Genomic DNA, 13429 nt, shown 5'->3' on the forward strand with positions numbered 1-13429 from the left:
CTGCGAGCAGGCCGCGAAGCTCGGCGGCAAGGTCGCGCTGGAGCCGAGCACCTCGCCGAGCGGCCTGGTCTTCGCCTACCTGGACGACCCGTCCGTGTCCAGGCCGTCGACGCGCTGGACGAGGGCGGCGGCGGTGACGGCGTCACGCTCGCGCTGAGCGGGCCGGGCGTCCCCGGCGAGCGGCGGCTGACCGTACGGGGGCTGCCCGCCGCGTACTTCCGCGCCCTGGCGGACGCGAACGCCGCGTTCCCCGCCGGGATCGACACGTTCCTGGTCGCGCCCGACGGAACGGTCGCGGGCCTGCCCAGGAGCGTCCACCTGACCATCGCGAGTACCGGACAGGAGAGCTGATGGGGTACTCCAACGCGCGCGGCGGGGAGCAGGCCATCCTCGCCGCCGAGCGGCTCGTCCGCGACGAGCGGCGCGCGGGCGCCAGCCCGTTCCTGCGGCTCGACCAGATCACCGAGCGGATGCGGCTCGCGGTCGACCGGGTGATGGGCGAGGGCGGCCTGTGGGCGCCCGAGCTGGCCGCCCGCGCGATCCGGCAGGCCGAGGGCGACGTGCTGGAGGCGGCGCAGCTGCTGCGCGCGCACCGCTCCACGCTGCCGCGGCTGGCCTACTCCGAGCCGGTCGCGGCCGGCGAGCTGGTCGTGCTGCGGCGGATCTCCTCGGCGTTCCGCAACCCGCCGGGACGGCAGCTGCTCGGCCGCACCCTCGACTACGTCGGCCGGCTGCTGGACCTGATGCCCGACGACCAGGCCCAGGCCGCCGAGCCCGCCCCCGGCCCGGAGCCGGGGCACCACCACGAGCACCGGCACGAGCACGGGCACGAGCCCGCGGAGGTACGGCGGCCCCAGCGGCTGCTGCACCTGCTGCGCGAGATGGACATGGTCGTCGAGCGGCGCGGCGGCGGCGACCCCGAGCCGTACGACATCACCCGCGCCCCCGCCCGGCCCGGCGCCCCGCGCTCGGCCAGGCTGACCGCGATGGCGCGGGCCGAGACCGGCGCGCTGGTCAACCTCTGGTACGCCAACACCTTCCAGCCGAACAAGCACAACCACGAGATCCCCGGCGAGGTCCGGCACGGGCGGCTGCCGGTCCGGGTCCGGCACCCGCTGACCGGCGACCCGGTCACGGTCGGCGAGGTCCGGGTGACCGAGGTCGAGACGATCGACGACCTGGACCGGCCCGGCGAGGACCGCACCCGGCTGGACGTCGGGTACGGCCTGTGCTTCGGCCACAACGAGCGCAAGGCGATCGCGATGGCCGGGCTGGACCTGCTGGCGCACCGCGACGGCGGCCGCACCGACGTCGAGCAGCGCGTCCTGATCACCCTCGACGGCATGGAGGCGTCCGGGTTCCTGGAGCACCTCAAGCTGCCGCACTACGTGGACTTCCGTTCCATCCTCGACCGCAAGCGCGCGGTGCGCGCGAGCGCCCAGGGAGGCGACCGATGACTTCCGCCACCGCCCCCGCACCGGCCCGCGCGGCCGGCGCGGGGGAACCCACCGGGCCGGCCGGGCTGGCCGGGCTGGCCGGCGACGGCGGCCCCGGCGGCATCTTCGACGAGCTGTCCAAGCGGGAGGTGCGGCGGGCCGCGCTCACCGCGGTGGCCGTCCCCGGCTACCAGGTGCCGTTCGGCTCCCGCGAGATGCCGGTGGCGCGCGGCTGGGGCTCGGGCGGCCTCCAGGTCACGCTCGCCCTGGCCGGGCCCGACGACCGGCTCAAGGTGATCGACCAGGGCGAGGACGCCGGCGTCAACGCCGCCAACCTGCGCCGCCTCATCACCGGCGAGGTCGGCGCCGAGGAGGTCACCGACACCCGCGCGGCGACCGTCGTGCAGTCCCGGCACCGCATCCCCGAGACGCGCATGCGCGCCGGCCAGGTGCTGGTGCTGCAGGTGCCCGTCCCCGAGCCGCTGCGCGCGGTCGAGAGCGACATGACCGAGCAGCGCCGCATGCACGCCGAGGCCGACTACGCCAAGATCTGGGTGAGCCTGTACGAGGACCTGGTCCGCAACGGCGTCATCACCCAGGCGGCGGGCTACCCGTGCCTGGTGAACGGCCGGTACGTCATCTCCCCCACGCCGATCCCGCGCTTCGACGTCCCCAAGCTGGACGGCGCCGACCACCTGACGCTGTTCGGCGCGGGCCGCGAGAAGCGCATCTACGCGGTGCCGCCGCACACCCGCGTCGAGCCGCTGGCCTTCGACGACGTGCCGTTCCAGGTGGAGCACACCCCGGGCGCCGCGTGCGCGCACTGCGGCGGCGACGGCACCTACCTGGTCGAGGAGCCGGCGGCCGACGGCAGCGTCCGCTGGCTGTGCAGCGACACCGACTTCTGCTCCCGCAACCGCCCGGAAGGGGACGAACAGTGACCGCGACCGCGGTGACGGCCGCCGCGCTCTCCGTCGAGGGGCTCGGCAAGATCTACGGCGATCCGGGGCCCGCGTCGCTGCCCGGCACCGGGCCCGCGCACGGCACCCCGATCTCGCCCGCGACCGGCGCCGTGGTGGCGTGCTGGGACGTGTCGTTCCACGTCGCGCCCGGCGAGGCGCTGGGCGTGATCGGCGAGTCCGGGTCCGGCAAGTCCACCGTGCTGCGTTGCGTGGCCGGCGATGAGCGCGCCACCGCCGGCACCGCCCGCCTCGCCGACGGCGCGGACGTCCTCTCCTTGGACGACACCGCGCGGCGGCGGCTGCGCGTCGACCGGCTCTCGGTCGTCTACCAGGACCCCGCCGCCGGGCTCGACCTGGACATCTCGGCGGGCGGCAACGTCGCCGAGCGGCTCACCGCCGCCGGCTGGCGCGACTTCGGGAGGATCCGGGCACGCGCCGCGGAGCTGCTGGAGCGCACCGAGGTGCCGCTGGAGCGCATGGACCACGTCGTGCGGGACTTCTCCGGCGGGATGCGCCAGCGCGTCCAGATCGCCAAGGCGCTGGCCAACGACCCGCCGGTGCTGCTGCTGGACGAGCCCACCACCGGCCTGGACGCCTCCGTCGCGGCCGGCGTGCTGGACCTGCTGCGCGGCCTGCTGGAGGAGCTGGGCGTCGCGGCGGTCGTCGTCTCGCACGACTTCGCGGTCGTGGAGGCCCTCACCCGGCGGGTCGTGGTGATGCAGCACGGCCGGATCGTGGAGGCCGGCCTGACCGACCAGCTGCTGGAGGACCCGCAGCACCCGTACAGCCAGCGCCTGGTCGCGGCGGCGAGGGGATGACGATGAACGAGGCACCCCAGATGCCGGACGCGGTCCTGTCGGTGCGCGGGCTGGCCAAGTCGTTCACGCTGCACACCATCGACGGGCGGCGGGTGCCGGCGCTGCTGGGCGTCGACCTGGACGTGCGGGCCGGCGAGCACGTCGCGCTGGCCGGGACGTCGGGCGCCGGGAAGTCGTCGCTGCTGCGCTGCGTCTACCGCACGTACGTGCCGGGCGGCGGCGCGATGCTGTTCCGTACCGGCACGGGCGAGGTCGTGGACCTGGCGGCGCTGCCGGACCCGGCGGTGGCCGACCTGCGCGGCCGGGAGATCGGGTACGTGTCGCAGTTCCTGCGGGGCGAGCCGCGCCGCGGCGTGCTGGACCTGGTGGCCCGGGCGGGCGCCGCCCGCGGCATGGACCCGGGGACGGCCCGCGAGGCCGCCGCGGCGGCGCTGCGCCGGCTGGGCATCGACGAGCGGCTGTGGGCCATGCACACCACGGTCCTGTCGGGCGGCCAGAAGCAGCGCGTCAACCTGGCCGCCGGGACGATCTCGCCGCCCCGGCTGCTGCTGCTGGACGAGCCGGTCTCGGCGCTGGACCCGGTGAACCGGGAGGCGGTGCTGGAGATGATCGCCGGTCTCGGCGCGGCCGGGACCGCCGTGCTGTCGGTCTTCCACGACCTGGACGCCATCGAGCGGCTCGCCACCCGCGCGGCCGTGCTCGAGGGCGGCCGCATCATCGCCGAGGGCGCGCCCGCCGAGGTGCTGCGCGCCCACGATCTGGAGGTGGCCCGATGACCCCGAACCCGGCGGCGCCGAACCAGGCGCCGGACCCGCCCGCGCCTGCACCCACAAGGAGGATCTTCGCGCACGCGACCGCGGTGCTGCCCGGCCGGCTGCTGGAGGACGCGCTGGTGGCCGTGGAGGACGGCGTGATCACCGAGGTGCGGGCGGCCGGCGGCCGCGTTCCGGCCGAGGCCGAGGACGTGCGCGGCGCGCTGCTGCTGCCCGGCCTGGTCGACACCCACAGCGACGGGCTGGAGAAGGAGATCGCGCCGCGGCCCGGCGCCCGCTTCGACGTGGACTTCGCGGTCGGCAGCTTCGAGGGCCGGGTGCGGGCCGCCGGGGTCACCACGGTCTTCCACGGCATCGGGTACGAGGTGAACGTCCGCAAGGGCCGTACCGTCGAGGGCGCCGAGCTGATCGCCGACGCGCTGCGGCGGCGCGGCGCCGGCGGCCGGGCGCTGGTCGACCACCGGATGCTGTACCGGCTGGACGCCCGCGATCCGCAGGCGCTCCCGGCGCTGCGGGCCCAGCTGGAGCGGCCGGGGCCGGCAGGCACGCCGCCGCTGGTGTCGTTCGAGGACCACACCCCCGGCCAGGGCCAGTACCGCGACCCGGCGTACTTCCGCCGCTGGCTGCAGGGCGAGGAGGGGCTGACCGAGGAGGAGGCGCAGGCCCGGCTGGAGGCGATGGTCGCCGACCGCGACACCCGCGAGTGGCACCGGCCGGTCGCGCTGCGCTGGCTCGCCGGGGAGGCCGCGGCGGGCCGGGCGCGGCTGCTGGCGCACGATCCGGTGACGCGCGCCGAGGTCGCCGACGCCCGCGGGCACGGCGTCGCGGTCGCCGAGTTCCCCACCACCGTGGAGGCGGCGCGCGCGGCCCGCGAGCTGGGCATGCTCATCGTCGCCGGCGCCCCGAACGTGCTGCGCGGCGGCTCCCACTCGGGGAACGTCGCGGCGGCCGAGCTGGTCGCCGAGGGGCTGGTGGACGCGCTGTCCAGCGACTACCTGCCCTCGGCGCTGCTGGCGGCCGTGTTCCTGCTGGAGCGCGCCGGCGCGGCGACGCTGCCGGAGGCCGTGCGGCTGGTGACGGCGGGCGCCGCGGGCGTGGCGGGCCTGCCGGACCGGGGCGAGATCCGGCCGGGGGCGCGCGGCGACCTGCTCCTCGCGACGGTCGACGGCGGCTGGCCCACCGTCCGCCGCACGCTGTCGGCGAACGACCTCACCGCCGGAGGCGCGGACGCGTACGCATACTCCGGCCGCCCCGCCGCGGCGGTGGCGCGGTGAGCCCGGACCCGATGCACCCGAACCCGATGCACCCGGCGCTGCGGATCGCGGCCGAGGCGGCGCGGGCGGCGTTCGAGGAGGCCCGCGCGTCCCACTCGCGGGAGGCGCTGGCCGAGTACGTGGCCGACGGCGCCGACGGCACCCCGACCATGCTCATCGACATGCTGGTCGAGCCCGCCATCCTGGCGGCGCTGGAGCGGGCGGGCCCGGACGGCCGGGTGAACGTGCTGTCGGAGGAGGCCGGGCACATCGACCGCGGGGCGGCCGTCACGCTGGTGATGGACCCGGTGGACGGGTCGGCGAACGCGGCCGCGGGGGTGCCGCTGTGCGCGTTCTCGGGGGCGCTGGCGGTGGACGGGGCGTTCACCGAGGCCGTGACCGTCTGGCTGGACACCGGGCGCTCCTGGTGGGCCGCGCGGGGCCGGGAGACGCCGCTGCGGACGTCGGGGCGGCGGGAGCTGGCCGGGGCGGCGGTGTCGCTGCTGCGGCCGCGCACCGACCTGCCGGGCGCGTGGGCGGCGTGGCGGGCGGTGGCCGGGCGGGCCGGCCGGATCCGGGTCCTGTCCACCTCCTGCCTGGAGGCGGCGCTCGTGGCCGAGGGCGCGGTGGACGCGTTCGCGGACGCCGCCAGCGACACCCACCGGCTGGTGGACGTCGCGGCGGCGGTCGTGCTGGCGGAGGCGGCGGGCGGCGCGGTCCGGGACGTGCACGGGCGGCCGATCGAGCCCTGCACCGACCTGACCCGCCGGTGGAGCGCCGTCGTCGGCGCCACGCCCGAGCTGGCGGAGGAGCTGGCGGCCACGCTGCGCGGCGCGGCGGAGGCCGCCGCCGGGACCGGGTAGCGCCGGCGGCGCGCACGGGCGCACGGAGCGGGCACACGGAGCGGGCACGGAAAAGGGCCCGTGACATCCCTCGGGCCGAAGTCGCCCCACAGGCGGTGAGAACGATCTCCGTTTTCTACTGGATGTCCGGGCCCTTTCCGGGTCCAAGCCCCCGCCCGATCGGGCGGCTCCGCCCTGGCACGGCTGCCGGTCACCACCCCTGGCTCGGACGGGCTCGCGTGCTCCGCCGTCGATCCCGTCATGGCGCGGTCCGGTGGCGCCGTGGGCGGCCGATCGGTGAGTCCTGTGCTGGACTGCAGCAAAACTACCGAAGTCCCCGTCCTTGTCAACCGCCGCATGTTCTGCGGCGACTCCACGTTCGGCCAGCTCAGCCCCATGATCGGCGCAGCGGCGGGAAATCCCGCCGGTCACAGGGGTCACAGCGGCCCGCCCGGCCCCGTCAGCCGCCGGGCGGCGGGACCACCACGGTGCCGGTCGCGGTGACCGCGACGATCGGCTCGGCCAGCGCCTCGGCCGCCGACTCCCCCTTGTCGGGGCGGCCCCGGCACACCACCCGCGCCTCGAACTCCATCACCCGGCTGCGCCGCCCGGCCCGTACCACGGTCGCGACGGTCTCCAGCACGTCCCCGGCCCGCACGGGGGCGCGGAACTGCACGTCGGAGTACGAGGCGAACAGCCCCTCGTCGCCGTCGGCGCGGATGCTCGCCTCGGTGGCCACGTCCCCGAACAGCGCCAGCACGTACGCGCCGTCCACCAGGTTCCCGGCGTAGTGGGCGTGCGAGTACGGGATGTAGCGGCGGTGGGTGACGGTCAGTCCCTCGCGCGGGTCGCTCATCGGGTCGCTCATCGGGTCTCCTCCGTGGCGTCGGCCGGCGGCGGGCCGGCGGGCAGCAGCGCGTGCACGATGAAGCTGGCGACCTCGGCGGGCGTGGTGCCCTTGCCGAAGACGCGGTCGACGCCGAGGTCCTCGGCGGTGACGGTGTCGAAGCGGGGGCCGCCCACGATCAGCAGCGGCCGGCCCATCCCGGCGGCGACGGCGGTCGGGTACTCGGCGTGGAACGCGGCGGCCATCTGCTTGGTGTTGTGCAGGTGGGCGTTGCGCTGCGTCACCACCTGGGAGACCAGGACGGCGTCGGCGTCCTCGGCCTTGGCGCGCTCGACGAGCTCCTCGACGGTGACCTGGGCGCCCATGTTCACCACCTGGATCTCCCGGTAGTACTCCAGGCCCTTCTCCCCCGCGAACCCCTTGACGTTGAGGATCGCGTCGATGCCGACGGTGTGGGCGTCGGTGCCGATGCAGGCGCCGACCACCACCAGCCGCCGGTTCAGCGCCCGCCGGATCGCCAGGTTGACCTCCTTGGAGGTCAGCAGCGGGTACTCGCGCTCGGGCGGCGCCGGGATGCCCGCGTAGTCGATGAGGTGGTTCACCCGGCCGTACACGATGAAGAACGTGTAGTCGGGCCCCATCGCCTTGGCGTGCACGACGCTGGCCGGGTCCAGCCCCATCTTCCCGGCCAGCTGCAGCGCGGCGGCGTCGGCGCGCTTGCCCGCCGGGACCGGGAGGGTGAACGACACCTGCACCATGGCGTCGCCGGTGGTGTCCCCGTACGGGCGGATCACCTGCCGGGAGTCGGCGGGCTGGGCCGGGGCGTCCGTGCTGCCGGCCGGGCTCGCGGGCGTGGCGGGCGTCATGCGGGCACCTCCTCGTGCGCGTGGGCGGCGTGCGGGTCCTCGTCGTCCAGGATCTCGATGGCGGGGTTGAAGTACCCGTCCGCGCGGGGCGCGACGCCGTCCAGGCCCTTGCCGCCGTCCGGGGGGCGCCGGGTGACGCCGAACGTGCCGTCGGCGATGGCGTTCAGCAGGCCGTCGCGCTCGATCCGCTCCAGCAGCTCGACCGACTCCCCCAGCACCCGGCGGGCGCGCCCGGCGACGAACCCGCCGGGGCGCGGCGCGAAGTCCTCGGCCAGCCCGCCGGCGGCGGCGCGGACGTACCGGACGTTCTCCAGCGCCAGGTCGCGGTCCGACAGCCAGGGCGTGTGGATGCCCTCGGTCATCATCCCGATCAGGATGATCGACTGCCCGGTCATCACGCCGGCCAGGTTGAAGAACGCGTCCAGCAGGTAGCCGGCGAAGATGTTGCCGGTCATGTGCTTGGTCGGCGGCATGTACTTCAGCGTCGCGTCGGGGAACAGCTCCCGCACCAGCTGCGCGTGCGCCAGCTCCAGCCGGAACGACTCGGGCACGGCCGGGTCGATCTCGAACGCGTGGCCCAGCCCGAGCTGGGCGTCGGTCAGCCCGGCCTCGTGCCCGAACCGCTCGTTCAGCAGCTGGCTGACGACCACGGTGTGCGCGGCGTCGACCGCGTCGGCGGTGGTGAGGTAGTTGTCCTCGCCGGTGTTGATGGTGATCCCGGCGCGGGCGTGCACCTGCCGGGAGAAGCGCTGGTCGATGAACGTGCGGCGGGGGTTGATGTCGCGGAAGATGATCCCGTACATGCAGTCGTTGAGCATCATGTCCAGGCGCTCCAGCCCGGCCAGCGCCGCGATCTCGGGCATGCACAGGCCCGAGGCGTAGTTGGTGAGCCGCACGTAGCGGCCCAGCTCGCGGGAGACGTCGTCCAGCGCGGCCCGCATCAGGCGGAAGTTCTCCTGCGTGGCGTAGGTGCCGGCGTACCCCTCGCGGGTGGCTCCCTCGGGGACGAAGTCCAGCAGCGACTGCCCGGTCGAGCGGATCACCGCGACCACGTCGGCGCCCTCGCGGGCGGCGGCCTGCGCCTGCGGGATGTCCTCGTAGATGTCGCCGGTCGCGACGATGAGGTAGATCCACGGCTTGGGCGGGTCGCCGGCCGCCGCCAGCATCCGGTCCCGCTCGGCGCGGCGGCGGTCGATGCGCGCGATGCCCGACCGGGCCGCCGCCCGCGCCGCCTCCCTGGCCTCCTTGGCCTCCGCGCCCGCCGGGAGCCGGAACCGCACTCGCCCTTCGGCGGCGGCGCGGGCCAGGTCCTCCGCGGTCCGGTACGGGCCGGTCAGCAGCGCGTCCCAGACCGGCAGCGCGACCCCGTGCTCGAGCCCCACCTGGTCGCGGACCGCGTCGGCCAGGTGGTTGACCCACGGCCGGCCGTCGGCGTCGGCGCCGGCCAGCCCGGCGATCCGCAGCAGCGCGCGCTCGACCGACACCGTGGTGTGCGTCCGGGCCATCGTGATGACCGGCTCGGCGGCGCGCGCGGCCAGCGCCCGGGCCCGGCGCACCACCCCCGGATCGAGATCGAGTTTTCCCTGCGGCGCCATTGCCGCCTCCCCTCCGCCTCGATCGTTCACCAATATCTACTCCGTCTCCCGTTTCATCCATGAGATCTTCCTGCGTTCCCTGCTTGATTCGCAAGAGCCTTCACCTTGACGATCAAGCTCCTCCGGTATCGTTCCCATCCCGGCAGGATTGTCCCCATGGCGAGACGGCGGCTCAGCAGACCCGAGAAGCTCCTCTGGAAGGCGTTCCCGCACGGCGGATGGGCCGACCTCCGCACCGGCGACCCGGCCGCGGACGCCGTCTCGGCCGCCGCGGCCTGGGGCCCCGAACGCACGATCCGCGCCGAGGTCATCGCCGCGCTGCTGCTCGGCGCCGTCGCCCCCGCCCCCGGGCGCCGTCCCGCCATCCGGCTGCGCGGCGCCCGCGTCGAGGGCCGCCTCGACCTCATCGGCGCCGAGGTCCCCTACACCCTGGTGTGCGAGGACTGCCGCTTCGACGGGCCGGTCCGGCTGGTCGAGGCCACCACCCGGACGGTCCGGCTCACCGGCTGCGACATCCCCCACGTCAACGCGCCCCGGCTCACCATGGACGGGCTGCTCAACCTGCACCGCACCCGCGTCCGCCACGGCCTGCGGCTCGACCGCGCCCGCGTCAGCGGCGAGATCTCGCTCCGCGGCGCCCGGATCGGTCCCGACCCCGACGGCGTCGCGGTCGCCGCCGACGGCCTGGTCGTGGACGGCCCCATGGAGGCGAACGAGGGCTTCCACGCCACCGGCGCGGTCCGCCTCCGCAACTCTCGTATCGCGGCCCTCCTCAGCCTGGAGGACGCCGTCGTCGAGGCGCCGGGCTTCGCCGGCGCGGCGCTCTCGCTCAACCGCGCCGCTCTCGGCGGCGGTCTCACCGCCTCCGGGCTCACCGTCCACGGCGAGATGTCGCTGCGCGGCGCCCGGGCCGAGGGCGTCCATCTCGACCGGGCCGCTCTCCGCAACCCCGGCGGCATCGCCCTGGGCGCCGGGGGACTGGTCGTCGAGGGGCCGTTCTTCGCACGGAACGGCTTCACCGCCGAGGGCGAGGTACGCCTCCCCGGCGCGCAGATCCGCACGTTCCTCACCATCCCCGGAGCGGCACTGTCGGCTCCGGGCGGCATGGCGCTCTGGCTCGACCAGCTCACCGTGAACGACGTCGACGCCACCGGCCTGACCGCCACCGGCAAGGTGCGGCTGGCGGGCGCCCAGATCGCCAACGACCTCACCCTCGCCGGCGCGCGCGTGGACGGCGAGGGCGCCGGGATCGCCGCCGACAACGTCACGGTCGGCGCCACGTTCGACTGCAAGGGGCTGCGGGTGCGCGGGGAGTTCACCGCCACCGTCGCCCGGGTCGCCGGGCGCCTGCTGCTGGGCGGAGCGCGCCTGGAACGGCCCGGCCGGACCTGCCTGCGGCTGTCGCGCGCCGAGATCGGCGCCGACCTGTTCTGCTCGGGCTTGACCGCGATCGGCAAGGTCAAGGTGACCGGCGCCCGCGTCGGGCGGGTGCTGGACCTCAAGGACGCCCGGCTGGCCAATCCCGGCGGTACCGCGCTCGACGGGCGCCACCTACAGGCCGGCCAGCTCGCCCTACGCCCGGCCGAGCCCATCCAGGGCGCGGTCGCGCTCGACCACGCCCGGCTCGGCCTCCTCCGCGACGACCCGGACCGGTGGCCGGCGGCGCTGTCCCTCAACGGGCTGGCCTACGAGGCGCTGGAGCCGCGGCTGCCCGCCCGGCGGCGGCTGCGCTGGCTGGCCCTCGAACCGGACGGCTACCAGCCGCACCCGTACGAGCAGCTCGCCGCCTCGTACGCCGCCCTCGGCCAGCCCAAGGAGGCACGCCGGATCCTGCTGGCCAAGGAGCGCGCGCACCGGCGCGGCGGCACCCCGTTCGGGAAGGTGTGGGGCGTCGTCCAGGACGGCGCCGTCGGCTACGGGTACCAGCCGTGGCGGGCGGTGCTGTGGCTGGCGCTGCTGGTGACGGCGGGGAGCCTGGTGTACGCGGCGGACCCGCCCGCGCCCCTCAAGCCGGGCGAGGCGCCGCACTTCAACCCGGTCGTCTACACCCTCGACCTGCTGCTGCCGCTGGTCGACCTCGGCCAGGAGCGCGCCTTCAACCCGGCCGGCGGCCACCAGTGGTTCTCGTACGCGCTGGTGGCCGCGGGCTGGATCCTGGTCACGGTCATCGCCGCCGCGGTCGCCCGCGTCCTGACCCGGCGCTGAGCGGCGGGCGGCCTCAGAGGCCGGGGATCTCCCCGTTCCGGAACGCGTCGACGAAGAGCCTGTGGTCGTCGCGGACGATGGCGGCGTACTCGGTGCCGAACGCGACCATCGCCTCCACGAACGCGGTCTCGTCCGGGCCGATGACCGCGTCGATGGCGTCCTCGACCTGGAAGCCGACCAGGGTGTGGTCGGAGTCGGTGTCGGACACGCAGTGGATCTTGGCGGTGGCGCGGCCCAGGTCGGCCAGGAGGGAGATCATGTCCTCCGGCTCGGTCAGCCCCGACCAGTCCAGGTCGGCCTCGTACGGCGACAGCTCCTGCACGACGAAGCCGACGCCGTCGATCTCGGTGTAGCCGAGCCAGGGGTCGGTGTTGGCCTGCAGGGCGCGGCGGGAGACGGCGGTGCGGTGGCCGTGGTGGCGGAAGTACTCGCGGATGCGCGGGTCGTCGACGACCCGGCTGGGCGCGGCGACGTTGCCCTGCTTCATCGACAGGATGACGTCGTTCTCCAGGGCCTGGCTGCGGCCCTCCACCAGGATGTTGTACGCCGACAGCCCGGCCGAGCCGATGCCGAAGCCGGAGGCGCCGACGATGTCCTTGACCTCGTAGGTGAGGCTGCCGAAGCGCTTCTCCTTGGGGATGGTCTGCAGGTACTCCTGGTAGGCGCGCTCGACCTTGGCGCGCTCCTCCTCGCCGAGGCGGCGCACGCCGGACCGCTCCCGGAAGCGGCGCTCGTGCTGGTCGACCAGCGTCTTGCCCTCCAGCAGCTCGATCCGGGTGGACGACAGCGCCGCGATCAGCACGTCGCGGATGTGGCCCTCGGTGTTGTCGAGGGTGAGCGCGAACCCGTGGTCGCCGGTGTCCGCGGCGAACCTGCGGACCTGGTCGACGTAGGCGCGCACGTAGGTCTCGATCAGCCGGCGGATGTCGGCGTCGGAGATCGCCTTGCTCCAGGCCAGCAGCGCCAGGCTCGCCACCAGCCGCTTGACGTCCCAGGTGAAGTGGCCGACGTAGGCCTCGTCGAAGTCGTTGACGTCGAAGACGAAGACGCCGTCGTCGTTCATGTACGTGCCGAAGTTCTGCGCGTGCAGGTCGCCCTGGATCCACACGCGGGCGGTGCGCTCGTCGGCCCACGGGTCGTCGTCGCCGACGATGTCGGCGTAGAACAGGCAGGCGCTCCCCCGGTAGAACGCGAACGGGTCGGACGCCATCTTGCGGAAGCGCCGGCGGAACTCGGCCGGGCTGCGTTCCATCAGGTCCGAGAACGCCTCGACCAGGACCTCGACGATCCGGCCCTGCCGCTCCTTGGGGTCGATCTCGCTCAAAGCCCGGGTGATGCTCGCCATCGGTGTTCTCCTCGATGCTCGGATCCGCTCCCCCGCCGGGGCATACCCGGGTCATTGTGCCGAATCGCGACCCTGCCCGGCGGTGAACAGGGCACGAACCCCGGGTTCGGAGCGCAGCAGGTCCAGCGCCATCTCCGCGTGCCCGGGGACGTAGCCGTTGCCGACGAGCATGGTGACGTCGGCGGCCAGCCCCTCGGCGCCCAGCGCGGCGGCCGAGAAGGAGGTGGCCATCGAGAAGAAGACGACGGTGCCGCCCGCGGCGGTGGCCAGGATCGCGCCGTGCTCGCAGCCCGGCACGTCCACGCACACGACCGTCACGTCCGCGGGCTCGCCGATCGCGGCGGCGACGGCGACGGGGTCGCGCGCGTCCGCCCGCACGACGCGGTCGGCCAGGCCCGCCGCGGCCAGGCGGCGCTCCTCGTCCTCGGTGGGGACCAGCCCGATCGTGCGGGCGGCGCCGGCCCGCCGGGCGGCGGCCAGCGACAGC

General features: G+C 75.2%; 12 protein-coding genes and 1 pseudogene. 8 read left to right on the forward strand and 5 right to left on the reverse strand.

Going from position 1 to position 13429, the window contains the following annotated elements; all coding sequences use genetic code 11:
• From AB0881_RS40690 to AB0881_RS40720, 7 genes are all read left to right on the forward strand, one after another.
• The coding region (locus AB0881_RS40690; RefSeq protein WP_366626158.1) for a phosphonate C-P lyase system protein PhnH at nt 1–351 on the forward strand (351 nt) is incomplete at its 5' end.
• The gene (locus AB0881_RS40695; RefSeq protein ID WP_366626160.1) at nt 351–1457 is read left to right on the forward strand and encodes a carbon-phosphorus lyase complex subunit PhnI; all 1107 of its coding nucleotides are present in this window, start codon (nt 351–353) and stop codon (nt 1455–1457) included. The genes AB0881_RS40690 and AB0881_RS40695, both read left to right, overlap by 1 nt.
• Nucleotides 1454–2377: an alpha-D-ribose 1-methylphosphonate 5-phosphate C-P-lyase PhnJ gene (locus tag AB0881_RS40700; protein WP_366626162.1), complete on the forward strand. Its 924-nt coding sequence runs from the start codon at nt 1454–1456 to the stop codon at nt 2375–2377. The genes AB0881_RS40695 and AB0881_RS40700 overlap by 4 nt, the downstream gene beginning before the upstream one ends.
• A complete protein-coding gene (locus AB0881_RS40705) occupies nt 2374–3216 on the forward strand; it encodes an ATP-binding cassette domain-containing protein (protein ID WP_366626164.1) in 843 nt (280 codons plus the stop codon). The genes AB0881_RS40700 and AB0881_RS40705 overlap by 4 nt, the downstream gene beginning before the upstream one ends.
• Before the next feature lie 2 nt (nt 3217–3218).
• Complete coding sequence (locus AB0881_RS40710; protein WP_366626166.1) at nt 3219–3992, forward strand: ATP-binding cassette domain-containing protein; 774 nt, start codon at nt 3219–3221, stop codon at nt 3990–3992.
• Nucleotides 3989–5263 (forward strand): alpha-D-ribose 1-methylphosphonate 5-triphosphate diphosphatase, encoded by a 1275-nt coding sequence (locus AB0881_RS40715; RefSeq protein ID WP_366626167.1) that lies wholly within the window; start codon nt 3989–3991, stop codon nt 5261–5263. The genes AB0881_RS40710 and AB0881_RS40715 overlap by 4 nt, the downstream gene beginning before the upstream one ends.
• Nucleotides 5260–6105: an inositol monophosphatase family protein gene (locus tag AB0881_RS40720; RefSeq protein ID WP_366626169.1), complete on the forward strand. Its 846-nt coding sequence runs from the start codon at nt 5260–5262 to the stop codon at nt 6103–6105. The genes AB0881_RS40715 and AB0881_RS40720 overlap by 4 nt, the downstream gene beginning before the upstream one ends.
• Before the next feature lie 439 nt (nt 6106–6544).
• On the opposite strand, the gene AB0881_RS40725 is transcribed toward AB0881_RS40720, so the two are convergent.
• Genes AB0881_RS40725 through AB0881_RS40735 form a run of 3 tightly spaced genes read right to left on the reverse strand, consistent with a single transcriptional unit; the run spans nt 6545 to nt 9392 of the window.
• Nucleotides 6545–6952, reverse strand: coding sequence for a hotdog domain-containing protein (locus AB0881_RS40725; RefSeq protein WP_366626170.1), 408 nt, complete (start codon nt 6950–6952; stop codon nt 6545–6547).
• On the reverse strand, nt 6949–7797 hold the full coding sequence (locus tag AB0881_RS40730; protein ID WP_366626171.1) for an OAM dimerization domain-containing protein: 849 nt from the start codon (nt 7795–7797) through the stop codon (nt 6949–6951). The genes AB0881_RS40725 and AB0881_RS40730 overlap by 4 nt, the downstream gene beginning before the upstream one ends.
• Nucleotides 7794–9392 carry a lysine 5,6-aminomutase subunit alpha gene (locus tag AB0881_RS40735; protein WP_366626173.1) on the reverse strand — a complete coding sequence of 533 codons (1599 nt, stop codon included), beginning with the start codon at nt 9390–9392 and terminating at the stop codon, nt 7794–7796. The genes AB0881_RS40730 and AB0881_RS40735 overlap by 4 nt, the downstream gene beginning before the upstream one ends.
• A gap of 156 nt (nt 9393–9548) precedes the next feature.
• Between AB0881_RS40735 and AB0881_RS40740 the strand changes: the two genes are divergently transcribed.
• Nucleotides 9549–11597 carry a hypothetical protein gene (locus tag AB0881_RS40740; RefSeq protein WP_366626175.1) on the forward strand — a complete coding sequence of 683 codons (2049 nt, stop codon included), beginning with the start codon at nt 9549–9551 and terminating at the stop codon, nt 11595–11597.
• A gap of 13 nt (nt 11598–11610) precedes the next feature.
• Here AB0881_RS40740 and AB0881_RS40745 read toward each other — a convergent pair whose 3' ends face one another.
• Nucleotides 11611–12942, reverse strand: a complete 1332-nt coding sequence (locus tag AB0881_RS40745) for a DUF2252 domain-containing protein (RefSeq protein ID WP_366626177.1) — start codon at nt 12940–12942, stop codon at nt 11611–11613.
• Nucleotides 12943–12993: 51 nt separating this feature from the next.
• A pseudogene (locus AB0881_RS40750) lies at nt 12994–13429 on the reverse strand (L-erythro-3,5-diaminohexanoate dehydrogenase); the annotation flags it as partial.

It is taken from the genome of Spirillospora sp. NPDC029432, assembly GCF_040703975.1.
Lineage (GTDB): Bacteria > Actinomycetota > Actinomycetes > Streptosporangiales > Streptosporangiaceae > Spirillospora.

Bases quoted from the DNA above. Each gene is read 5' to 3' on its own strand.
- AB0881_RS40695 (WP_366626160.1), top strand. From the start codon at position 351: ATGGGGTACTCCAACGCGCGCGGCGGGGAGCAGGCCATCCTCGCCGCC.
- AB0881_RS40700 (WP_366626162.1), top strand. From the start codon at position 1,454: ATGACTTCCGCCACCGCCCCCGCACCGGCCCGCGCGGCCGGCGCGGGG.
- AB0881_RS40710 (WP_366626166.1), top strand. From the start codon at position 3,219: ATGAACGAGGCACCCCAGATGCCGGACGCGGTCCTGTCGGTGCGCGGG.
- AB0881_RS40715 (WP_366626167.1), top strand. From the start codon at position 3,989: ATGACCCCGAACCCGGCGGCGCCGAACCAGGCGCCGGACCCGCCCGCG.
- AB0881_RS40725 (WP_366626170.1), bottom strand. From the start codon at position 6,952: ATGAGCGACCCGATGAGCGACCCGCGCGAGGGACTGACCGTCACCCAC.
- AB0881_RS40730 (WP_366626171.1), bottom strand. From the start codon at position 7,797: ATGACGCCCGCCACGCCCGCGAGCCCGGCCGGCAGCACGGACGCCCCG.
- AB0881_RS40735 (WP_366626173.1), bottom strand. From the start codon at position 9,392: ATGGCGCCGCAGGGAAAACTCGATCTCGATCCGGGGGTGGTGCGCCGG.
- AB0881_RS40740 (WP_366626175.1), top strand. From the start codon at position 9,549: ATGGCGAGACGGCGGCTCAGCAGACCCGAGAAGCTCCTCTGGAAGGCG.
- AB0881_RS40745 (WP_366626177.1), bottom strand. From the start codon at position 12,942: ATGGCGAGCATCACCCGGGCTTTGAGCGAGATCGACCCCAAGGAGCGG.